At 69.7% G+C, this 21,058-nt stretch carries 19 protein-coding genes and 1 tRNA gene; 10 read left to right on the forward strand and 10 right to left on the reverse strand.

Annotated features, from left to right (window positions below; genetic code table 11):
* Window positions 1-8 precede the first annotated feature (8 nt).
* The 4 genes from ABD331_RS12305 (at window position 9) to ABD331_RS12320 (ending at window position 3,290) form a co-directional block, all read left to right on the forward strand.
* Complete coding sequence (locus tag ABD331_RS12305) at window positions 9-1,010, forward strand: branched-chain amino acid ABC transporter permease (RefSeq protein ID WP_344473814.1); 1,002 nt, start codon at window positions 9-11, stop codon at window positions 1,008-1,010.
* Window positions 997-2,010, forward strand: a complete 1,014-nt coding sequence (locus ABD331_RS12310) for an ABC transporter ATP-binding protein (protein ID WP_344473817.1) — start codon at window positions 997-999, stop codon at window positions 2,008-2,010. Before ABD331_RS12305 ends, ABD331_RS12310 begins: the two co-directional genes overlap by 14 nt.
* Window positions 2,007-2,828, forward strand: a complete 822-nt coding sequence (locus tag ABD331_RS12315; RefSeq protein WP_425565990.1) for an ABC transporter ATP-binding protein — start codon at window positions 2,007-2,009, stop codon at window positions 2,826-2,828. Before ABD331_RS12310 ends, ABD331_RS12315 begins: the two co-directional genes overlap by 4 nt.
* A 69-nt stretch (window positions 2,829-2,897) precedes the next feature.
* Complete coding sequence (locus tag ABD331_RS12320; RefSeq protein ID WP_344473819.1) at window positions 2,898-3,290, forward strand: hypothetical protein; 393 nt, start codon at window positions 2,898-2,900, stop codon at window positions 3,288-3,290.
* A 75-nt stretch (window positions 3,291-3,365) separates the two neighbouring features.
* Here ABD331_RS12320 and ABD331_RS12325 read toward each other — a convergent pair whose 3' ends face one another.
* Entirely contained in the window at window positions 3,366-4,661 is a 1,296-nt protein-coding gene (locus ABD331_RS12325; protein WP_344473821.1) for an ABC transporter substrate-binding protein, read from the reverse strand.
* Window positions 4,662-5,002: 341 nt separating this feature from the next.
* Between ABD331_RS12325 and ABD331_RS12330 the strand changes: the two genes are divergently transcribed.
* Window positions 5,003-5,704, forward strand: a complete 702-nt coding sequence (locus ABD331_RS12330) for a hypothetical protein (RefSeq protein ID WP_344473823.1) — start codon at window positions 5,003-5,005, stop codon at window positions 5,702-5,704.
* A gap of 54 nt (window positions 5,705-5,758) precedes the next feature.
* On the opposite strand, the gene ABD331_RS12335 is transcribed toward ABD331_RS12330, so the two are convergent.
* From ABD331_RS12335 to ABD331_RS12345, 3 genes are all read right to left on the reverse strand, one after another.
* Entirely contained in the window at window positions 5,759-7,072 is a 1,314-nt protein-coding gene (locus tag ABD331_RS12335) for an ABC transporter substrate-binding protein (RefSeq protein ID WP_344473825.1), read from the reverse strand.
* 222 nt (window positions 7,073-7,294) lie between these two features.
* A complete protein-coding gene (locus tag ABD331_RS12340; RefSeq protein ID WP_344473827.1) occupies window positions 7,295-8,581 on the reverse strand; it encodes an ABC transporter substrate-binding protein in 1,287 nt (428 codons plus the stop codon).
* Window positions 8,582-8,733: 152 nt separating this feature from the next.
* Window positions 8,734-9,318: an ANTAR domain-containing response regulator gene (locus ABD331_RS12345; protein ID WP_344473829.1), complete on the reverse strand. Its 585-nt coding sequence runs from the start codon at window positions 9,316-9,318 to the stop codon at window positions 8,734-8,736.
* Between the two features lie 90 nt (window positions 9,319-9,408).
* On the opposite strand from ABD331_RS12345, the gene ABD331_RS12350 reads away from it, so the two are divergent.
* A tRNA-Leu gene (locus ABD331_RS12350) sits at window positions 9,409-9,485 on the forward strand.
* 114 nt (window positions 9,486-9,599) lie between these two features.
* Here ABD331_RS12350 and ABD331_RS12355 read toward each other — a convergent pair.
* On the reverse strand, window positions 9,600-10,544 hold the full coding sequence (locus tag ABD331_RS12355) for an SDR family NAD(P)-dependent oxidoreductase (RefSeq protein ID WP_344473831.1): 945 nt from the start codon (window positions 10,542-10,544) through the stop codon (window positions 9,600-9,602).
* A gap of 71 nt (window positions 10,545-10,615) precedes the next feature.
* Here ABD331_RS12355 and ABD331_RS12360 point away from each other — a divergent pair, with 71 nt between their 5' ends.
* From ABD331_RS12360 to dapD, 3 genes are all read left to right on the forward strand, one after another.
* On the forward strand, window positions 10,616-11,728 hold the full coding sequence (locus ABD331_RS12360) for a LysR family transcriptional regulator (protein WP_344473833.1): 1,113 nt from the start codon (window positions 10,616-10,618) through the stop codon (window positions 11,726-11,728).
* A 36-nt stretch (window positions 11,729-11,764) separates the two neighbouring features.
* Window positions 11,765-12,187: a pyridoxamine 5'-phosphate oxidase family protein gene (locus ABD331_RS12365; RefSeq protein ID WP_344473835.1), complete on the forward strand. Its 423-nt coding sequence runs from the start codon at window positions 11,765-11,767 to the stop codon at window positions 12,185-12,187.
* A gap of 271 nt (window positions 12,188-12,458) precedes the next feature.
* The gene (gene dapD / locus ABD331_RS12370) at window positions 12,459-13,424 is read left to right on the forward strand and encodes a 2,3,4,5-tetrahydropyridine-2,6-dicarboxylate N-succinyltransferase (protein ID WP_344473837.1); all 966 of its coding nucleotides are present in this window, start codon (window positions 12,459-12,461) and stop codon (window positions 13,422-13,424) included.
* Window positions 13,425-13,782: 358 nt separating this feature from the next.
* On the opposite strand, the gene pyk is transcribed toward dapD, so the two are convergent.
* The 4 genes from pyk to ABD331_RS12390 form a co-directional block, all read right to left on the reverse strand.
* A complete protein-coding gene (pyk, locus tag ABD331_RS12375; protein ID WP_344473840.1) occupies window positions 13,783-15,213 on the reverse strand; it encodes a pyruvate kinase in 1,431 nt (476 codons plus the stop codon).
* 35 nt (window positions 15,214-15,248) lie between these two features.
* Window positions 15,249-15,599 carry a DUF2784 domain-containing protein gene (locus ABD331_RS12380; protein WP_344473842.1) on the reverse strand — a complete coding sequence of 117 codons (351 nt, stop codon included), beginning with the start codon at window positions 15,597-15,599 and terminating at the stop codon, window positions 15,249-15,251.
* On the reverse strand, window positions 15,596-17,242 hold the full coding sequence (locus tag ABD331_RS12385) for a S8 family peptidase (protein WP_344473844.1): 1,647 nt from the start codon (window positions 17,240-17,242) through the stop codon (window positions 15,596-15,598). Before ABD331_RS12385 ends, ABD331_RS12380 begins: the two co-directional genes overlap by 4 nt.
* Window positions 17,243-17,401: 159 nt before the next feature.
* Window positions 17,402-18,463, reverse strand: coding sequence for an aldo/keto reductase (locus ABD331_RS12390; RefSeq protein WP_344473846.1), 1,062 nt, complete (start codon window positions 18,461-18,463; stop codon window positions 17,402-17,404).
* 86 nt (window positions 18,464-18,549) lie between these two features.
* Here ABD331_RS12390 and ABD331_RS12395 point away from each other — a divergent pair, with 86 nt between their 5' ends.
* Entirely contained in the window at window positions 18,550-19,395 is an 846-nt protein-coding gene (locus ABD331_RS12395) for a helix-turn-helix domain-containing protein (RefSeq protein WP_344473848.1), read from the forward strand.
* A 172-nt stretch (window positions 19,396-19,567) separates the two neighbouring features.
* Here ABD331_RS12395 and ABD331_RS12400 read toward each other — a convergent pair whose 3' ends face one another.
* A complete protein-coding gene (locus ABD331_RS12400; protein ID WP_344473850.1) occupies window positions 19,568-21,046 on the reverse strand; it encodes a glutamate synthase subunit beta in 1,479 nt (492 codons plus the stop codon).
* Window positions 21,047-21,058: the final 12 nt, after the last annotated feature.

The raw sequence follows: 21,058 nt of genomic DNA on the forward strand, positions 1-21,058 counted from the left end.
GGATCAGAATGGACTGGATCACGATCTTCAGTACCACCATCAAGGCCGCCATCGGCGTCGAGACGGTGCTGTACGCCATCGGCGCCATCGGCCTGAACGTGCACTTCGGCTACACCGGCCTGCTCAACTTCGGCCAGGCCGCGTTCATGGGCGTGGCCGGCTACGGGCTCGCCGTCACGGTCACCGTCATGGGCCTGCCGTTCTGGGTCGGCATCTTCGTCGGCCTGATCGCCGCCGTGATTCTGGCGATCCTGCTCGGCATACCGACGCTGAAGCTGCGGGCCGACTATCTGGCCATCGTCACCATCGCGGCGGCCGAGATCGTCCGCCTCATCTTCCGCTCCGTGCAGTTCAAGAGCGTCTTCGGCGGCTCCGACGGCCAGCGCGGCTTCTCCGACGGCTTCTACGCGCTCAACCCGTACCCCGACGGGGAGTACGGCTTCAACCTCGGGCCCGTCCCGCTGCTGTTCGGCCACCGCACGATGTGGGTGCTGACCGTCGGCTGGATACTGATCGCCGTCTTCAGCTTCATCGTCTACCTGCTGATGAAGAGCCCATGGGGCCGCGTGCTCAAGGCCATCCGCGAGGACGAGGACGCGGTGCGCAGCCTCGGCAAGAGCGTGTTCTCGTACAAGATGCAGGCGCTCGTCCTGGGCGGCGTCATCGGCTGCTTCGGCGGCTTCATCTACGGCCTCGGCTACGCCTCCGTGCAGCCCGACGTGTTCGGCACCGAGACCACGTTCTACATGTACACGATGCTCATCCTGGGCGGCGCAGCGCGCGTGCTCGGCCCCGTGCTCGGCTCGATGATCTTCTGGGTGCTGCTGGTCCTGTTCTACAACGTGATGACCGAGGCGGTCGCCGCCGGGTACATCGCGTTCCTGGACACCAACCAGGTGGGCGCCATGCGCTGGATCCTGGTCGGCCTCGGTCTGATCCTGTTGCTCATCTATCGGCCACAGGGCATTTTGGGGGACAAGAGGGAGATAGCGATCGATGCACGACGCTGAGACGACTGTGACCGGCGGCCAGGCCCGCGGGGCCGACGAGCGCAAGGCGGCCGCGCTGGCCGCGTTCAAGGACCTGGCCCGCGACCCCGGCGTGCCCAAGCCCGACCCGATCCTCGTGGTGGACAACGTGGTGCGCCGCTTCGGCGGCCTGACCGCCGTCGAGGTCAACCACGTCGAGGTCCAGCGCGGCTCGATCACGGCGCTGATCGGCCCCAACGGGGCGGGCAAGACCACCTTCTTCAACCAGCTCACCGGCTTCGACACGGCCGACTCCGGCGCCTGGACGTTCAACGGGCGGGCCATGAACGGCGTGCCCGCGCACAAGGTGGCGCGGGCCGGCATGGTGCGCACGTTCCAGCTCACCAAGGCGCTGTCGCGGCTGACGGTGATGGAGAACATGCGCCTGGGCGCCCAGCAGCAGAAGGGCGAGAACTTCTGGCGGGCCCTGTTCCCCGGCATCTGGCGCGGCCAGGAGCAGGAGATCACCGAGCGGGCCGAGGACCTGCTGGTGCGCTTCAAGCTCGACGCCAAGCGCGACGACTTCGCCGGCTCGCTCTCGGGCGGCCAGCGCAAGCTGCTGGAGATGGCCCGCGCGCTCATGGTCAACCCCGAGCTGGTCATGCTCGACGAGCCGATGGCCGGCGTCAACCCGGCCCTGACGCAGTCGCTGCTCGGCCACGTGAAGGACCTGCGCGAGCAGGGCATGACCGTGCTGTTCGTGGAGCACGACATGGACATGGTCCGCGACATCAGCGACTGGGTGATCGTCATGGCCCAGGGCGCGGTGATCGCCGAGGGCCCGCCCTCGACGATCATGTCGGACGAGCGCGTGATCGACGCCTACCTGGGCGCCCACCACGACGCGCCGCTGTCGGAGGACGAGCTGGAGGCCCAGCTCCACGAGGCCGAAGCGGCCCTGGAGGCGGAGATCCACGACACCGGCGACAGCGCCGGCGTCACCGCCCCCGAACCCGAGACCGCAGAGGAGAGGCAGAAGTGAGCGCCGACGAAGCGCCCGTCCAGCCCGTCCAGTCCGTTCAGTCCGTTCAGTCCAGGGCCGCCGTCACCGACCGCAGCGCCCACCTGGCGGGCGCCGAGGACGCGGTGCTGCGCTGCGACGAGCTGATCGCGGGCTACCTCCCGGGCGTCAACATCCTCAACGGCTCCGACCTGTACGTGAAGGACGGCGAGCTGATCGGCATCATCGGCCCCAACGGCGCCGGGAAGTCGACCCTGCTCAAGGCCATGTTCGGCCTGGTCAACATCCGCAGCGGCACGGTCGTGCTCAAGGGTGAGAACATCACGAACATGAAGGCGCACTCGCTGGTCTCCCGCGGCGTCGGCTACGTGCCGCAGACCAACAACGTCTTCCCCAGCCTCACCATCGAGGAGAACCTCGAGATGGGCGCCTTCCAGGTGCCGGGGAAGTTCAAGGAGCGCTTCGAGTTCGTGGCCGAGCTGTTCCCCGCGCTCAAGGAGCGGCGCAAGCAGCGCGCCGGCTCCCTGTCGGGCGGTGAGCGGCAGATGGTGGCGATGGCCAGGGCCCTGATGACCGAGCCGTCCGTGCTGCTGCTCGACGAGCCCTCGGCGGGCCTGTCGCCCAAGCTGCAGGACCTGGTCTTCATCCAGGCCCAGCAGATCAACAAGGCCGGCGTGACCGTGATCATGGTGGAGCAGAACGCGCGGCGCTGCCTGCAGATCTGCCACCGCGGCTACGTGCTCGACCAGGGCCGCAACGCCTACACCGGCACCGGCAAGCAGCTCGCCAACGACCCCAAGGTCATCGAGCTGTACCTCGGGACGCTGGCCAAGGCGTAGACACCGGAAAACGGAGAAGGGGCTCCCCTGGGGCCCCTTCTCCGTTTTTTAATGAGCGATGTGAAACGTTTGGCGACAATCGCGCTCATCCTGCCCGCGCTGCTCGTCGGCTGCCAGGAGGGCGCGTCCTCCTCGCAGAAGTTCAGCACCGGCGGCGACCCCACCGACAGCCCCTGCGACCGGGTGGTGTCCGCCATCGGCTACGCGGGCCTGATGCTGGAGCCCAAGGGCCAGGAGGAGCGGCAGAACTTCGAGGACGCCCTCATCGGCCGCCTGGCGGAGGTGCACGGCATCACCCTGCAGTTCGGCCCCGCGCTGCCAGGATCGCTCCAGGAGGACGTGAGGACGGTCAAGGAGACGACGGCGGGGCTGTCCAGCAACGGGGTGCCGAAGGAGCGGCAGGTGGCGCTCCTGAAGCAGTACAGGGTCGCGGCGGATCGGATCGAGGCCGGATGCGCGTAGCGGTGCCCGGACAAAGGCACAGGGCCCGGTCGGTGTGACCGGGCCCTGTCTGTTCAGAACGTCGCTGAGCGATCGTCAGCCGGCGATGTTGCCGGTGCGGTACTCCAGCGCCTTGGTGGCGTACTTGTTGTCGTCGCCGTACTGGTAGATGCCGATGGTGGCGACGGCCGGGTCACCGGCCTCGTTGAACTCGACCGGACCGCTGACGCCGTCGTAGTCGATGTCCGTGCCGGCCTTCAGCAGGTCGACGCACTCCTTGAAGCTCTTGCACTTCGTGCCGCCCTTGCTGACCTCCGCCAGCTTGGCCGCGATGTCCACGCCCGCGTCGCTCTTGGCCGCCTCGGCCGCCAGCGCGATGAGGTTGGCCGCGTCGTAGGACTCGGGGGCGTAGCTGAAGTCCTCCAGGTCGGGGTCGACCCCGGTGAGCTTCTTCTGGAACTCCTCCGGAGCCGCCGCGCCGGGGATGGTGCCCTTGACGCCGTTCAGCGTGCCCTTGGGCATCTTGACGTAGTTGGTGTTCGAGGTGTTGCCGTCGACCATGTACCACTTGTGCTTGTCGGCCGGCAGGCCCTGCTTGACCAGCTCCTGGACGACCTTGGCGGTCTCCTCGAAGCCGATCAGCACGATGCCCTTGGGGTTCTTGGCCTTCAGCTTGGCGACGTCGGCGGAGAAGTCGGCGGCCTTGGGGTCGTAGTCGACGCGCTCGACGACCTCGGCGCCGCCGTCGGTCACCGTCTTCTGGACCTGGTCGGCCAGGCCGGTGCCGTAGGAGTCCTGCATGGCCATGATGCCGACGGTGTCGTTGCCGTCGGCGATGATCAGGTCACCCAGCACGCGGCCCTGCAGCTTGTCCGGAGGGGACGTGCGGAAGTAGAGGCCCTTGTCCTCGATCGTGGTGAACTTGTCGGAGGTGTTGGCCGGGGAGAAGTGCACCACGCCGGCGCCCGTGATCTTGTCGATCACCGACTCCGACACCGACGAGGACGCCGCGCCGATGATGGCGTCGGCCTTCTGCGCCAGCAGCTTGTCCACCGACTGCGAGGCGATGTTGGTGGTGGTGTCGCCCGAGTCGGTGTCGAACTTCTGCACCGGCTTGCCGAGGACGCCGCCGGCCTCGTTGATCTCCTTCAGCGCGAGGTCGACGCCCGCGAACTCGGGCGGGCCGAGGAACGCCAGCGAACCGGTCTGGGGCAGCAGCGTGCCGAGCGTCAGGGTGCCGTCACCCTTCGCCGCGGGGGCGGACGACGCCGGCGCGGCACTCTGGGAAGCCTGTGTGGCGGTGTCACCGCCGCCACCACCGCAGGCTGTCAGGGCGAGGCTGGTGGCAGCCACGACAGCCAGCGCCCGTCCCACGGGAGCAATGCGGATCATGAAGTGTCTCCTCCGATTCCAGGCCGGGATCCTCAGCACCGCCGAGCGTTCCCGATCGAATGACGGAAACGTACAAAATCGCTGCACACTCGAACCAGGTCCCCTGAAGAACTGTCGGCACTTGGATGCGGAGTCGTAATCACTCCTCAACTTACGAGAGCTGCGCGGGGACGCTTAATGTGCGACGGGTGAAGCGCAAAACGCCTCTCCTGCTCCTGGTCGCGTTCGCCGCAGGCTGCGGTTCCCCTCCGCCACCCGCTCCCCCGCCTGCGGGCCCGCCGCCCGGTGTGTCCGTTTCACTGGCTCAATATCGTTCGGACGAGGCGGTGCACGCGCTTCAAGTGGCTGTCCGAAATACTAGTGAAACACCTGTTTATTTTGCGGATGTCCAGCTCGTCACGCCGTCCTTCGCGACGCTTCCGGCGCGGCGGACCGACGCCGTCATCAAGAAGACCGAACGGACGGACCTGCCCGTCCCGTACGGCGCCGCCAACTGCCTGCCCCAGGGCCTGCCCGAGGTGCGGCCCGCCACCGTCGTGGCCCACGTGAGCACCGGCTCCGAGCAGCCCCGCAAGGTGGTGTTCCAGGTGCCCCACCCGGATCCGCTGCTGACCAGGCTGCTGCGGGACGAGTGCTCGGCGTTCCTCGTCAAGCAGGCCGCGAACATCGAGTTCGGCCCCACGTGGACGGAGACGGGGCCCAAGTCGGAGCTGGTGATGCGCGGCAGCCTGGTGCTCACGCGGCGGGGCCAGGGCGCGGTGACCGTCAACGACGTCGGCGGCACCACCCACTACATCGTCACCTCCGACAGCAAGCCGCTGGGCACGCTGGCCGCGGGGGCGCAACGCCTGGAGCTGCCGATCCGGCTCACCCCCGGCGCCTGCTCGGGGCACGCCTTCGCCGAGGCCAAGAAGGCCTTCCTGTTCCCGGTGCGGGCGTCGCTGGACGGGGGCGAGGAACGCGTGGTGATCGTCACCCCGCCCAAGCCGCTCCAGGACCGCCTCATCGGGTACGCCAAGCGCGCCTGCGGCCTGCCCTCCTGACAACGCGGCCGCCCCTCCCCCTCCGCGTCGTACGGGGGGAAGGGGCGGCGGCGGTCAGCCCTCGATCTTGCCGGTCCTGTACTCCAGCGCCTTGCCGGCGTACTTGTTGTCGTCGCCGTACTGGTAGACCCCGATGGTCGCCACGGAGGGGTCGCCGTTGGCGTCGAACTCGACGGGGCCGCTGATCCCGTCGTAGTCGATGTCCTTACCGGCCTTGAGCAGGTCGACGCACTCCTTGAAGCTCTTGCACTTCTCGCCGCCCCCGCTCACCTCGGCCAGCTTGCCCGCGATGGACGCGCCGCTGTCGTCCTTGGCGGCCTCCGCGGCCAGCGCGATGAGGTTCGCCGCGTCGTACGACTCGGCGGCGTAGGTGAAGTCGTCGAGCTTGGGGTCGAGCTTGCGCAGCTTGTCCCTGAACTCCTCGGGAGCCTCGGCGCCCGGGATGGTGCCCTTGACCCCGGTGAGCGTGCCCTTGGGCATCTTCAGGTAGTTGGTGTTCGACATGTTGCCGTCCACCATGTACCACTTCACCTTGTCGGCGGTCAGGCCCTGCTTGACCAGCTCGGCCACCACCTTGGCGCCCTCCTCGAACCCGATCAGCACCACGGCCTTCGGGTTCTTGGCCTTGATCTTGGCCACGTCGGCGGAGAACTCGGCCGCCTTCGGGTCGTAGTCGACCCGCTCCACGACGCTCGCGCCGGCCGCCTCGGCCGTCTTGGTGATCTGGTCGGCCAGGCCGGAGCCGTAGGAGTCCTGCATGGCCAGGATGCCGACGGTGTCGTTGCCGTCCGCGGCGATCAGGTCGCCCAGCACGCGGCCCTGCAGCTTGTCCGGCGGCGCCGTACGGAAGTAGAGCCCGTTGTCCTCGATCGTGGTGAACTTGTCGGAGGTGTTGGCCGGCGAGAACTGCACGACCCCCGCCCCGGTGATCTTGTCGATGATCGACTCCGACACCGACGAGGACGCGGCGCCGATGATGGCGTCGGCCTTCTGCCCGAGCAGCTTGTCCACCGACTGCGAGGCGATGTTCGTGGTGGTGTCGCCGGAGTCGGTGTGCACCTTGGCGACCGGCTTGCCGAGGACGCCGCCCGCCTCGTTGATCTCCTTGACGGCCTGGTCCACACCGGCGAACTCGGGCGGGCCGAGGAACGCCAGCGAACCGGTCTGCGGCAGCACCGTGCCCAGGGTCAGCGTGCCGTCGCCCTTCGCCGCCGGCGCCGAGGAGGCCGCCGTGGACGTCGCGGCGGACGGCGCGGTGGACGCCGCGGTCTCCCCGGCCGTGTCGCCACCGCCGCCACAGGCCGTCAGTGCCAGGCTCGCCGCGGCCGCCACGGCCAGCAGGCGCCCCATCGGAGCAATGCGGTTCATATAAGAGACTCCCCCTATCTCGGCGAAGAGACGATCACCTTCGCCGGGTTTTCCGAGCTCAGCATGCCTGCCGGGCTCGGAGATGGGGAGTTCTTACACGACTTTTATATTGGATCGTAATGTCTTAAATACGCTGAGTAATGGTCTGTTTCATCAGAGTTACGGACACATCCCAAAAGAGGGGTGCCCTGGCCCTAAATAGCGGGGCCAGGGCGGGAATGGTCAGCCGTCGATGGTCCCCCGGCGATATTCGGTCGCCTTGGCGGCGTTGAACTTGTTGTCCGGCCCGTACTGGTAGACCCCGATCGTCGCGACCGACGGGTCACCCACGTCGTTGAAGTCCACCGGGCCGCTGACGCCGTCGTAGTCGATGTCCGAGCCGGCCTTCAGCAGGTCGGCGCACTCCTTGAAGCCCGTGCACTTCGTGCCGCCCTTGCTGACCTCCACCAGCTTGCCCGCGATCGCCGCGCCCGTGTCCGCCTTGGCGGCCTCCGCCGCCAGCGCCACGAGCGTCACGGCGTCGTACGACTCCGCCGCGTAGGTGTACTCGGTCAGCTTCGGGTTGACCTGCAGCAACCGCTTCTGGAACGCCTCGGGCGCCTCGGCCCCCGGCACCGTGCCCTTGACCCCGTCCATCGTGCCCTTGGGGGTCTTGACGAAGTTGGTGTTCGACATGTTGCCGTCGACCATGTACCACTTGTGCTTGTCGCTGGTCAGCCCCTGCTTGACCAGCTCCTGCACGACCTTGGCGGTCTCCTCGAAGCCGATGAGCACGATGCCCTTCGGGTTCTTGGCCTTGATCTTGGCCACGTCGGCGGAGAAGTCGGCGGCCTTGGGGTCGTAGTCCACCCGCTCCACGACCTCCGCGCCGCCGTCGGTCACCGTCTTCTGCACCTGGTCGGCCAGGCCGGAGCCGTAGGAGTCCTGCATGGCCAGGATGCCGACGGCGTCGTTGCCGTCGGAGACCACCAGGTCACCCAGCACGCGGCCCTGCAGCTTGTCCGGCGGAGCCGTACGGAAGTACAGCCCCTTGTCCTCGATCGTGGTGAACTTGTCGGAGGTGTTGGCCGGCGAGAACTGCACGACGCCCGCGCGCGTGATCTTGTCGATCACCGACTCCGACACCGACGAGGACGCCGCGCCGATGATCGCGTCGGCCTTCTGCGCCAGCAGCTTGTCCACCGACTGCGAGGCGATGTTGGTAGTCGAGTCGCCGGAGTCCGTATCGGACTTCTGCACCGGCTTGCCGAGCACCCCGCCGGCCTCGTTGATCTCCTTGAGCGCCAGATCGACGCCCCCGAACATGGGCGGCCCGAGATAGGCGAGCGACCCGGTCTGCGGCAGCACCGTGCCGATGCGCAGCGTGCCGTCCCCCTGCGGAGCCGTCGCGGACGGCGGCTGCGCGGAGCCCGAGGCGGCGGTGCCGGCGGTCGTGCCGCCCGACGAGCACGCCGCCAGCGCCAGAGCCGCCGCGGTGACGGCGAGCGGCGCGCGAAGAATGCGGATCATGGAGTGCGTCTCCGATCGAGAGGAGCGGACCTTCCGTCCGCCCATCAGTTACGCGCCGGGACGCCCTCCGGGTAAGCGGCCGAAGCCGGTTGGATGCTCACTCGTGACCGCACCACAACCCGCCGCCGCAAATCACCTGATAAAGGGATTTTTCAGGATCGCTCCGCGGCGTCGTCGATAACGATCTGGGCAACCTCGCGCATGCTCAGCCGCCGGTCCATCGACGCCTTCTGGATCCACCGGAACGCCTGGGGCTCCGTCCAGCCGTGCTGCGTCATCAGCCGGCCCTTGGCCCGCTCGACCAGTTTCCTGGTCTCCAGCCGCTCCGACAGGCTCGACACCTCGGCCGCGAGCGCCACCATTTCCTCGTGCCTGCTCACCGCCATCTCGATCGCCGGCACCAGGTCGGCCTTCGTGAACGGCTTGACCAGGTAGGCCATCGCCCCCGCGTCCCTGGCCCGCTCGACCAGGTCGCGCTGGGAGAACGCGGTCAGGATGAGGCACGGGGCGATCCGCTCGGACACGATCCGCTCGGCCGCCGAGATGCCGTCGAGCACCGGCATCTTCACGTCGAGGATGACGAGGTCGGGCTTCAACTCGGCGGCCAGCCTGATCGCCTGCTCGCCGTCACCGGCCTCGCCCACGACGACGTAGCCGTCCTCCTGGAGCATCTCCTTGAGGTCGAGGCGGATCAGGGCCTCGTCTTCCGCGATCACTACTCGCCGCTGCGTACTCACGAGCAGAAGAGTACAGACGTCCGGTAGATTAGATCCACGCCGGTGCGGCTCGGGGCGCTACGCTCCGAGATCACAGACCGGACAAATGCCGCCCCGGTAGACCAATCGGCAGAGTCGATGGCCTCAAAATCCATTCAGTGTGGGTTCGAATCCCACCCGGGGCACCACCCGACCGCCGGGCACCATGCCCGGCGGTTTTGTCGTACCGGGGTGCGACACTCTCCGCATGCACGATATCGCACTTCGTGACCTCCGACCGAAAATGCTGACCGAAATTATGGTCACCACGGCACCGGACCACCGTCGTCGAAGAACCCACCCGTCGGCCCGTCTGGGCCCAGCGTGGCCAGCTGGATGATGACGCCCGCCCCCTCCTCGGCCGTGCGCGTAATCGGGAACGGCAGCCCCTTGGTGAAATCCGTGGCGCAGGCACCCGGGGCGGCGGCGTTCACCAGGATGCCGTCCTCACGCAGCTCCTTGGCGTACTGCACGGTCAACGCGTTCAGCGCGGCCTTGGACGGCGGGTAGGCGGCGGAGGCCGGGAGGGCCGACATGTAGTGGGCGGGGTCGGTGTGGTGGTGCAGGGAGCCGACGCCGCTGGAGACGTTCACTATGCGGGGGGCGGGTGCCTTTCTCAGGAGGGGGAGCATGGCGTTGGTGACCATGAGAACGCCGATGACGTTCGTCTCGAAGACGTCGCGGATGGTGGTCGCGGGGGTCCGGCTGGGGGTCAGGTCGATGGGGCCGGAGATGCCGGCGTTGTTGACCAGCACGTCCAGCCGGTCCAGCGAGGCTGCCGCGGCCTCGATGGTGGCGGGGTCGGTGACATCCAGGACGACCACCCGCACCTCCGGCTCAACGCCAGCCGCGTAGGCGACACCCGGCCCTGTGGGAAGGTTGACGGCACCCGGCCGTGTGCCCAGGCTCGCATCCGGCCCCGTGCCCAGGCTCGCGACATCCGGCCCCGTGCCCAGGCGCGCAGCATCCGGCTCGGCGCGCAGGTGTGCAGCATCCGGCTCGGCGGGCATGGAGGTGATGCTCGGCCCAACGCCCATACGCGCGGCGCTCAGTTCGGCGCGGAGGCGGGCGGCGGCCTGTTCACCGCGGTCACGGTCGCGGCAGCCGAGCACCACGGTCATGCCCCGAGCCGCGAGCCCGGCGGCGACCGCGTATCCGATGCCCTTGTTCGCCCCGGTCACCAGGGCGACGGCGGTGGTGTCTGTCATGTCACGAAGCACACCACCGATCCCGGCAACGGAGCCAACACCCGATGGGTCCCGGCCAATACCCTGAGGGTATGGAGACGCGCGAGCTGGCCTACTTCGCGGCCGTCGCGGAGGAGTTGCACTTCGGACGGGCGGCCGCGCGCCTCGGCATGGCGCAGCCCCCGCTGTCCAGGGCGATCCAGAAGCTGGAACGACGCCTCGGCGTCCTGCTGTTCGAGCGGACCAGCCGCGGGGTGACGCTCACCCCGGCCGGCGAGGTCCTCGCCAGGGAGGCCGCCAAGGTCCTCGACGCGGTGTCGGCGGCGACGGCCCGCACGCGCCGGGCAGGGCTGACCGAGCCGCGCCTGGTGGTCGCGCTGAAGCCGGGAGGCGACGGCGGGCTGCTGCCCGGCGTGCTGGCCGCCTACCGCGCGCGGCCCGGCGCGGTGGCGGTGGAGCTGGCGCTGTGCGGGGTGGCGGAACGGGCGCGGCTGGTCCGCGACGGCACGGCCGACGTGGCGTTCCTGCACAGCCCGTACGAGGACCTGACGGGGTTCGACAGCGAGCCTCTGCTGGTGGAGGGCAGCGTGGCCGTCATGACGGCCACCCATCCGCTGGCGGGCCGCGACCACGTGTGCCTGGCCGACCTCGACGCCGACCCAACACCACGCTGGCCGAGGACACACCCGGACGCGACCAGCCTGACCCCGCACCGACCCACGACGCACCCGAACGCAACCGACCCAACGCCACAACCACCCGCAACGCACCCGAACGCAACCCACCCGACGCCACACCAACCCACGACGCACCCGAACGCAACCGACCCGACGCCGCAACCACCCGCGACGCACCCGGACGCGCCCGACCCGACGTCGCACCAGCCCGCGACGCACTTGGACTTGACCGACCCGACGCCGCACCGGCCCGGGAGGCAGCCGGAGGTGAGCGATCTGGCGATGTTGATGCAGCTCGTCGCGCTCGGGCGGCTTGTCGTGGTGGCGCCGGAGTCGGTGCGGGACCAGGTGCGGCGGGACCTGGTGTGCGTGCCGGTGGTCGACGCGCCGCCCACGACCGTGGTGCTCGCCTGGCCCGAGGGGGCGCGGTCGCGGGTGCTGGCGGAGTTCGTACGAACGACGGCGGAGGTCGCGGCCGGTTTTCCGGGTGCGGTGGCGACTTTTCGGGATCGCTCCCACCGGGAATAGCCGTCATCAAGATCGATGACTACGGGGGTGGGCGGGATGCCGTTGAGCGTGGGGGCGCGGGAGGCGTTCCTGGCGGAGTCGCACATCGCCAGCCTGGCGGTGGAGGCGGGCAACGGCCGGGCACCGCTGGTCGTGCCGGTCTGGTACGACTACAGCCCGGGAGGCGAGATCCGGTTCCTGACGGACGGCGACTCGCACAAGGCCAGGCTGATTACCAAGGCGGGCCGGTTCTCTGTGCTGGTGCAGCGGGACAGCCCGACTTATCGGTATGTGTCGGTGGAGGGGCCGGTAGTGCGGTCGGGGCCGACGACGTTGGACGATCTGACCCGCATCTCTGCTCGGTATCTGCCGCCGGACGCGGTGTCGGGGTATGTGCAGGGCTCCGATCTGAAGGTGCTGGTGACCTTCAGAATGCGGCCGGATCACTGGCTCTCGGCCGATTTGGGGGCTCTGGGCTGACACTCCGGCCGGCAGCGCGCAGACGGGCGTGCGAGCAGCCGAGCACCCGGCCGGACGGGCGAGCGGGCAGGGAGGCGCGTAAGCGGGGCGGGCACGCAGGCAGGTATCGGCCCCAGGCGGGTGAGCACGCAGGCGGGCAAACGCGCGGGCGGGCGAGGGCGCGGGCGGGCAGGGGGCTTCGGGTGGTGGCCGTGCCGGGGGTGGTCGATTTGGTGTGGGGGGGCGGGGTTGGGGGCCGTGGGGTGAGCTGAGGACCGGTATTTTTGGGGCCGTGACTGCTATCGATCCCACCTCGACCGGCGCGTTCGGCGTCGGCCTCGCCACCATCGCCGCCGACGGCACCGTACTCGACACCTGGTTCCCCGCCCCCGAGCTGGGCGACGCGCCCCATTCGGGCACTCAGCGGCTCTCCGCCGAAGAGGCCGGGGAGCTGGCCGAGCAGACCGGCCCCGACGCGGCGCGGGGCGTGGAGGTGGTGGCCGTGCGCACCGGCATCGCCAAGCTCTCCGAGGCGCCCGTGGACGCGCACGACGTCTACCTGCGGCTCCACCTGCTCTCGTCCCGCCTGGTCCAGCCGCACGGCGTCAACCTGGACGGCATTTTCGGCCATCTGGCCAACGTGGTGTGGACGAACCACGGCCCCTGCCCCGTGCCGGACTTCGAGCGCACGCGGCTGCGGTTGCGGGCCAGGGGCGCGGTGGCGGTGTACGGGGTGGACAAGTTCCCGCGGATGGTGGACTACGTCCTGCCCTCGGGGGTGCGGATCGCCGACGCCGACCGGGTGCGGCTCGGCGCGCACCTGGCCAGCGGCACGACGGTCATGCACGAGGGCTTCGTGAACTTCAACGCCGGCACGCTCGGCAGCTCGATGGTCGAGGGCCGGATCTCGGCCGGCGTGGTCGTCGGTGACGGCTCCGACGTGGGCGGCGGCGCCTCGATCATGGGGACGCTGTCGGGCGGCGGCAAGCAGGTCATCTCGATCGGCGAGCGCTGCCTGCTGGGCGCCAACTCGGGCGTGGGCATCTCGCTGGGCGACGACTGCGTGGTGGAGGCGGGCCTGTACGTCACGGCGGGCACCCGGGTCACGCTGCCGGACGGCACGGTCGTCAAGGCGGCCGAGCTGTCGGGGTCGGACGGCATTCTGCTGCGGCGCAACTCGCAGTCGGGGGCTGTGGAGGCGTTGCCGCGCAAGGGTGGCGGCATCGAGCTCAACGCGGCCCTGCACGCCAACGACTGACCGCCCCCGTCAAGGGCGAAACGGGCGGCGATGGGGCAGCGTACGGAACGCTGCCCCATCGGTGTTTCTGGCGGTGAGGTGAGGGGTGGACCCCGAAGCTACGGCCGCGCGCGAGAGGCGGTGAGGGGCGGGACCGAGGGGATGTCCGGCGTTCGACCACGCTGACGGCCCACTTGGGCTCGCGTAACGGCGGCCGGCCGGTGAAGGGTCAGAGGCCGTGACATGGAGGGCCACCCGCCGAAGTGCGGCGGGTGGCAGGCCACGGCAGCGCGTAACGAAAAAACGGCAGCGGCGCGCAACGAAAAAATCAGTGCGCAACGAAAACGGTGCGCGGCGAAAACGGTGCGCGGCGAAAAGGTCAGTGCGCGTGGGAGACGGCGGATCCGATGGTGTGGACGCGGAGGGCGTTGGTGGAGCCCGGGGTGCCGGGAGGGGAGCCGGCCACGATGACCACCTTGTCACCCTTCTCCAGCCGCCCCAAGGACAGCAGGGACGCCTCCACCTGCCGCACCATGTCATCGGTGTGGTGCACGAACGGCACGTGGAACGTCTCCACCCCCCACGTCAGGGAGAGCTGACCCCGCACGTGCGGCGCGGAGGTGAAGGCGAGCAGCGGGATCGGGGAGCGGTAGCGGGCCAGCCGCCGCGCCGTCTCTCCCGACATGGTGAAGGCCACCAGAGCCTTGGCACCCACGATGGCGCCCACTTCGGCGGCGGCGCGGGCGATGGCGCCGCCGGTGGTCTCCGGCATGCGCTCCAGGGTGTGGGTGGCGTGCAGGGAGGACTTCTCGGCGGCGCAGGCGATGCGGTCCATCGTGGAGACGGATTCGATCGGGTAGTTGCCGACCGAGGTCTCGCCGGAGAGCATGACCGCGTCGGCGCCGTCCATGACCGCGTAGGCCACGTCGGAGGCTTCGGCGCGGGTGGGGCGCGGGGCGTTCATCATGGAGTCGAGCATCTGGGTGGCGACGATGACCGGGCGGGCCTTCTCGCGGCACAGCTCGATGATGCGCCGCTGCACGATCGGGACCTGCTCCAGGGGCAGCTCGACGCCGAGGTCGCCGCGGGCGACCATGATGCCGTCGAAGGCCTCGACGATGTCGGGCAGGCGGTCGACGGCCTGCGGCTTCTCGATCTTGGCGAGCAGCGGGAGGCGGACGGCCTCCTGCTCCATGATGTTGCGCACCACGTCGGCGTCGGACGGGCGGCGGACGAAGGACAGGGCGATCATGTCGAAGCCGGTGCGCAGCGCCCAGCGCAGGTCGGCCTCGTCCTTGTCGGTGAGCGCGGGGGCGCTGACGTTGACGCCCGGCAGGTTGAGGCCCTTGTTGTCGGAGATCATGCCGCCGATGACGACCCGGGTGGTGATCCGCTCGCCGTCGACGCGGGTGGCCTCCAGGACGAGGCGGCCGTCGTCGACGAGGATCGTGTCACCGGGACGGACGTCCTTCGGCAGACCCTTGTAGGTGGTGGAGACCTGCTCGCGGTCGCCCGGCACGTCTTCGGTGGTGATGGTGAAGACGTCGCCGAAGCCCAGCCTGACGGGGCCTTCCTCGAACGTGCCGACACGGATCTTGGGGCCCTGCAGGTCGGCGAGCACGCCTACACCGCGGCCGAGGTCGGCCGCCACCTCCTTGACCCGGTCGTAAACCTCTCTGTGCAGGTCATGATTGCCATGGCTGAGGTTGAACCGTGCCACGTCCATGCCCGCGGCGATCAGCTCGCGGAGTCGTTCCTTGGAAGAAGTGGCGGGGCCTAGAGTGCAGACGATTTTCGCGCGACGAGTCACGAGTCCTACCTTAATTGGTACAGACCACTTGGCAGTCACTGACGACGGAGAACGTACCCGACGTAGGAGAACAGAACGAGAACGGCGACCCCGAGTCGCGCCAAGTTCGTGTACTCCTCCGGGTAGATCACGCCTTCGATGTAGTGGTCGATGAAGCCGCTTGCGGGTAGCCCCTCCTGGCCCGCGTGGTGGCGCGCCCAGTCCTCGGCGAGGGTGAGGGGGCATTCGACGCCGGTCGCGACCGAGAGCAGGCCCCAGGCGGCGACGGCGAGGTGCGCCCAGATCGTACGCCTCCAGCGCCACGCGAGGAACCCGCCCACGGCCATGTAGAGCAGAAAGACGAAGTGGACCACCATCGCCGCGTCGGCGAGGAGGCGGTACGTCATGGTTCGACGGTAGCCGCCTTCCAGGCGTCCACGATCCCGTGGCCGTAGAATCCGTTGTCCGATGTGCCGCCTTCGCAGTCGTGCGTCTCGGTCTGCCCGAAGACCTTGTACACGTACTGGCGCGGCGTGGGGCACGCCTTCTGCGTGGCCGTCTTGTACAGGAGCTGCTCCGTCGTGGCCGGGGCGAGTTCGAGCCCGCCCTTGCCGGGCTTGCCGAAGCGGCTGACGAGGATCGCGGCGACGCCGGCGGCGTGCGGCGAGGCCATCGAGGTGCCTTCGAGGTACTGGTAGTAGGCGCAGGTGCCGCCGGTGCAGTCCTTGACGACGTCAGCGCCCTTGGGCTCGCCCTTGGCGTCGATGCGTCCTGAGGCGCGCAGCACGTGCTCGGGCGCGGCGGCCAGGATCGACCGGGTGGCCTGGGTGCCCTGCCCGTCGAGGACGTCGCCGCCGGGCGCGGACACGTCGGTCTGCTCGTCGCCGTAGTCGCTGTAGACGGCCTTGCGCCCGGACGGGCCGAGCGCGGAGACGGAGATGACGCCGTTGGACTCGGCGGGCACGTTGAGGCAGGAGTTGTCGACCTGGCGTTCCTTCTCGTCGCCCTTCGGGTATCCGGGGCTCTGCTTGTCCACCTTGGGGTCGCCGAGGTCGGTGGAGCCGTTGCCGAGCGCGGAGATCAGCGTGACGCCGCGCTGGCGGGCGTAGTCGATGGCGCGCTGCATGCCGGTGATGATGGCCCGCTGTTCGAGCTGCTGCTTGTTGGTGTCGGATTTGTTGTTCGCGCAGTTGAACAGCCAGGGGTCGACGAAGTAGCTCATGTTGACCACGTCCACGCCGATGTCGCCGGCGTAGGTGAGGGCGTCGAGGCTGGGCTTGAGGAAGAAGAAGCCGGAGTCCTGGCCGGCCCTGAGGTTCACGATCTGCACGCCGGGCGCGACGCCTGCGATGCCCAGGCCGTTCACCGGGGAGGCGATGGTGCTGGCCACGTGGGTGCCGTGGCCGTCGTCGTCCACGTCCACGGCGTCCTTGCAGCCGGACGCCTCGCAGGGGCCGTCGAGCGTCTCGCCGTACTCGTCCTTGGGCTTGTCGGTGACGAAGTTACGGCTGAGCTCGCGGTTGAAGTTGGGGGCGAGGTCGGGGTGCTTGCCGTCCACGCCGGTGTCGATGACGCCGACGAGGACCTGCTTGGTGCCGGGGGCCTTGGCGTTGGCGCGGTCGGCGCCGATCATGCGCATGTCCCACTGGCGGCCCGCCAGCGGCTCGCCTCTGGTCTTGGTGAAGGACTTCTCGTCGGGGAACCCGGCCGCGCGGGCTGAGGTGTTCTGTCCGGTACGGGCGGGGCGGGAGGTGGCGTAGCCGATGCGGCGGTCCGGGGAGACGCCCACGACGGACGGGTCCGCGCCCACGGCCTCCTCGAACCCGCTGCCCTGCCCGGCGGCCATGAGGTAGCCGAGCTTGGTGTCGGCGGAGACCGCGGTGCCGCCGGCGCGCTCCACGGCGGCCTCGGCCTGCCGCTGCTTGCCGAGGTCGTAGAAGACCAGGAACTCGGCCCGTGGCGTGGCGGGCTCGCGGGACGCGGACGGCGTGCAGGCGCCGAGCGCGACCACGGCGGCCAGCGCCGTCAAGCTCGAGGCGACCCGCCGCATTGTTCCCCCATCCGCCGACTTGCCGCAGAACCTGAATCTTCCCGACAGGAATCCCCTGATGCAACTTAGTGGTGAAATTTCGGTCGATTGGCGACGAAGTGGACCCCCAGGCGAAGCGGGCCCACCTCAAGAAAGGCCCGCTTCGTCCCTCGCCGGTGATCAGCGGGTGTGTTCGAGCGTGACCTCGCCCATGATCACGCTGCGCGGCATCGGCCGCCGCAGGAACTCGTGCGGGAACCCCAGCTCCACCCGGCTGACCTCGTCGAGCGTGGCGCGCTGCTCGCCGGTGAGCCGCACGTCCAGCGCCCCCAGGTTGTCCTGGAGCTGCGCCAGCGTCCGCGCCCCCACGATGGGCGCCGTCACGCCCGGCTCCAGCAGCGCCCAGGCCAGCGCCACCTGCGACGGCGTCGCGCCCACCTCCCCCGCGACCCGCTTGACCGCGTCGGCGACGCCGAGCGTGCGCTCGGTCAGCGAGCCGTTGGCCACCGCCACGTTCTTGCGCGAGCCCGACGGGTCTGCGGAGATCTCGTGCGCCAGGTCGGCACGGGTGTACTTGCCGGTGAGCACGCCGCTGCCCAGCGGCGACCACGGGATGACGCCGAGGCCCATCTCGCGCGCCATGGGGATCAGGTCGCGCTCCCCCGTCCGCTCGATCAGGCTGTACTCGATCTGCAGGGCGATCAGCGGCGACCAGCCCCGCAGGTCGGCGATGGCCTGCATGCGGGAGACCTGCCAGGCGGGCGTGTCGGAGATGCCCACGTAGAGCACCTTGCCTGCCCTGACGAGGTCGTCCAGGCCGCGCAGGATCTCCTCCACGGGGGTGGTGAAGTCCCAGGCGTGCAAGTAGAGCAGGTCGAGGCGGTCGGTGCGCAGGCGGCGCAGGCTGGCCTCCACCGACTGCACCATGCTCTTGCGGTGGTTGCCGCCCGCGTTCGGGTCGCGGGGGCGCCTGGTCGCGCTGTACTTGGTGGCCAGCACGAGCTGCTCGCGCCGCCCCGCCGCGAACTCGCCGACCAGCGCCTCGGACGTGCCGTCGGTGTACTGGTTGGCGGTGTCGACGAAGTTGCCGCCGCGCTCGACGTACGCCTCGAAGACGCGGCGCGACTCGTCCCGGTCGGAGCCCCAGCCCCAGTCGGTCCCGAACGTCATCGTGCCCAGCGCCAGCGGCGAGACCCGCAGCCCGGAACGGCCCAGCAAGCGGTAGGTGTCAAGAGTCGTCATGCTCCCCAGCCTGCTCGGGCCGCGAGCGATGGGTAAGGGAAGGCCCTTCCTGGGACCGGCCTTCCCAGGATCGTAAAATCGAGGCGATGAGCACCGTCGACCCGACCCGCGAGCTCGCCGCCTTCCTGCGGACGCGCCGCGAGCGCCTGCGTCCCGGTGACGTCGAGCTGCCGCCCCGCCGCGCCCACCGCCGCACGCCGGGGCTGCGCAGGGAAGAGGTCGCCGAGCTGGCCGGAGTCAGCGTCGACTACGTGATCCGGCTGGAGCAGGGGCGCGGCCTGCGCCCCTCCCCCGAGGTGCTGGAGGCGCTGGCCGGGGCGCTGCGGCTGAGCGAGGACGAGCGGCTCTACCTGTTCGACCTGGCCCGGCAGCGGCCGGTCAGCAGGCCCGAGCGCGAAGGGCCCGCCGGCGACGAGGCCGGGCCGCTGTCCCGGCTGGTCCTGGATTTGTCGCCGCTGCCCGCCATGGTGGTCAACCACCGCTTCGACATCATCGCCTGGAACCCGGAGATGGCCGGGCTGATGCTCGACTTCGGCACGCTGCCGCCCAGGCAGCGCAACAGCCTGTGGCTGTGCATGCTCCACCCCGGCCTCGACGGCTTCTTCCGCGACAGGGAGCGCACGATGCGCGAGGGCATCGCCGACCTGCGCGCCTCCTGGGCCGCTCATCCCGGCGACAAGGGCCTCGCGGACCTGGTCGAGGAGCTGACCTCCGGGAGCGAGGAGTTCGCCCGGCTGTGGGCCATGCGGGACGTGCGGGTCAACGCCAGGGGGCGCAAGCGGCTGCGGCACGCCGCGGAGGGGCCGCTGACGGTGGAGTACGAGGTGCTGGCGCCGTTGCAGGCCCCGGGCCAGCGCTTGATCATCTACCGGGCCGCCGACGCCGACTCGCAACGGGTGCTGGACGCCATCGCGCGAACCTGTGCGGCCTGACCACGCGGACGGTCAACCATGCGCGCGTAGCGGCGGCCCGCCACGTGCGGGCTCAGCGGGCGTCTTCCTGGAGGCCCTCAGCCCCGTGCGGCGGGTGGCGGTGACGTCGGCTTGCCGTAACGAATGAAAAAGCGAAACGGCCCGGTCACAAAGGACCGGGCCGTTCAGCGCATCAGACGAGCGGACGAGCAGTGGGAAGAATCGGATACGGCAGCGCCGTCTCCCCGGTCAGGAAGCGGTCCACGCCGCTGGCGGCGGCGCGGCCCTCGGCGATCGCCCACACGATGAGCGACTGCCCGCGCCCCATGTCGCCCGCCACGAACACGCCGTCCACCTTGGACATGTACGTCTTGTCGCGCGCCACGTTCCCCCTGGCGTCGTAGAAGCCGTCGCCGGCCGCCTCCGCCAGGTCCTGCAGCAGCGAGCCCTTCTCCGGCCCGACGAAGCCCATGGACAGCGTGACCAGGTCGGCCGGGATCTCCCGCTCGGTGCCCGGGATCGGCTTGAACCCGTTCTGCGGCCCCTCGACCTCGACCAGCCGCAGCGCCCGCACGTTGCCGTCGGCGTCGCCGACGAACTCGGTGGTGGACACCGCGTACACGCGCTGGCCGCCGCCGTCCGCCAGCTCCTCGTGGGCGCTCTCCATCTTGAACAGGATGGGGAACGTCGGCCACGGCTGGCTGCCGGGCCTGGCCCTGGGCGGCTGCGGCATGATCTCGAGCTGGGTGACGGAAGCGGCGCCCTGCCGGATCGCAGTGCCGATGCAGTCGGCGCCGGTGTCGCCGCCGCCGATCACGACCACGTGCTTGCCCTCGGCCGAGATGGGCGAGACCGCGTAGTCGCCCTCCTGGACCTTGTTGGACAGCGGCAGGTACTCCATCGCCTGGTAGACGCCCTTGAGCTCGCGCCCGGTCACCGGCAGGTCGCGCCACTGGGTGGCGCCGCCGGACAGCACCACCGCGTCGAACTGCTCGCGCAGCTCGGCGGCCGTGATGTCGACGCCGACGTTCACGCCGGTGCGGAACTCGGTGCCCTCGGCCCGCATCTGCTCCAGGCGGCGCTCGATGTGCCGCTTCTCCATCTTGAACTCGGGGATGCCGTAGCGCAGCAGCCCGCCGACGCGGTCGGCCCGCTCGAACACGACCACGTCGTGCCCGGCGCGGGTGAGCTGCTGGGCGGCGGCGAGCCCCGCGGGGCCCGAGCCGACGACCGCGACCCTCTTGCCGGTCTTGACGGCCGGGGGCTGCGGGGTGACCCAGCCCTCGGCGAACGCCCGGTCGATGATCTCGACCTCGACCCGCTTGATCGCCACCGGGTCGGAGTTGATGCCGAGCACGCACGCCGCCTCACACGGAGCCGGGCAGAGCCTGCCGGTGAACTCCGGGAAGTTGTTGGTGGCGTGCAGCCGCTCGATCGCCTCGCGCCAGTCGGTGCGGAAGACCAGGTCGTTCCACTCCGGGATGAGGTTGCCCAGCGGGCAGCCGTTGTGGCAGAACGGGATGCCGCAGTCCATGCACCGGGCCGCCTGCTTGGTCAGCTTCTCCTGGGAGAAGTCCTGGTAGACCTCGCGCCAGTCGCTGATGCGGACGTCCACGGGGCGGCGCGCCGGCAGCTCCCGGTCGTGCGTGAGAAAACCCTTCGGGTCAGCCATTCGGTACGCCTC

The organism is Nonomuraea monospora, assembly GCF_039531895.1.
GTDB lineage: Bacteria > Actinomycetota > Actinomycetes > Streptosporangiales > Streptosporangiaceae > Nonomuraea > Nonomuraea monospora.

Bases quoted from the DNA above. Each gene is read 5' to 3' on its own strand.
- ABD331_RS12305 (WP_344473814.1), top strand. From the start codon at position 9: ATGGACTGGATCACGATCTTCAGTACCACCATCAAGGCCGCCATCGGC.
- ABD331_RS12310 (WP_344473817.1), top strand. From the start codon at position 997: ATGCACGACGCTGAGACGACTGTGACCGGCGGCCAGGCCCGCGGGGCC.
- ABD331_RS12325 (WP_344473821.1), bottom strand. From the start codon at position 4,661: ATGATCCGCATTGCTCCCGTGGGACGGGCGCTGGCTGTCGTGGCTGCC.
- ABD331_RS12335 (WP_344473825.1), bottom strand. From the start codon at position 7,072: ATGAACCGCATTGCTCCGATGGGGCGCCTGCTGGCCGTGGCGGCCGCG.
- ABD331_RS12340 (WP_344473827.1), bottom strand. From the start codon at position 8,581: ATGATCCGCATTCTTCGCGCGCCGCTCGCCGTCACCGCGGCGGCTCTG.
- ABD331_RS12355 (WP_344473831.1), bottom strand. From the start codon at position 10,544: ATGACAGACACCACCGCCGTCGCCCTGGTGACCGGGGCGAACAAGGGC.
- ABD331_RS12360 (WP_344473833.1), top strand. From the start codon at position 10,616: ATGGAGACGCGCGAGCTGGCCTACTTCGCGGCCGTCGCGGAGGAGTTG.
- ABD331_RS12365 (WP_344473835.1), top strand. From the start codon at position 11,765: ATGCCGTTGAGCGTGGGGGCGCGGGAGGCGTTCCTGGCGGAGTCGCAC.
- ABD331_RS12380 (WP_344473842.1), bottom strand. From the start codon at position 15,599: ATGACGTACCGCCTCCTCGCCGACGCGGCGATGGTGGTCCACTTCGTC.
- ABD331_RS12385 (WP_344473844.1), bottom strand. From the start codon at position 17,242: ATGCGGCGGGTCGCCTCGAGCTTGACGGCGCTGGCCGCCGTGGTCGCG.
- ABD331_RS12390 (WP_344473846.1), bottom strand. From the start codon at position 18,463: ATGACGACTCTTGACACCTACCGCTTGCTGGGCCGTTCCGGGCTGCGG.
- ABD331_RS12395 (WP_344473848.1), top strand. From the start codon at position 18,550: ATGAGCACCGTCGACCCGACCCGCGAGCTCGCCGCCTTCCTGCGGACG.
- ABD331_RS12400 (WP_344473850.1), bottom strand. From the start codon at position 21,046: ATGGCTGACCCGAAGGGTTTTCTCACGCACGACCGGGAGCTGCCGGCG.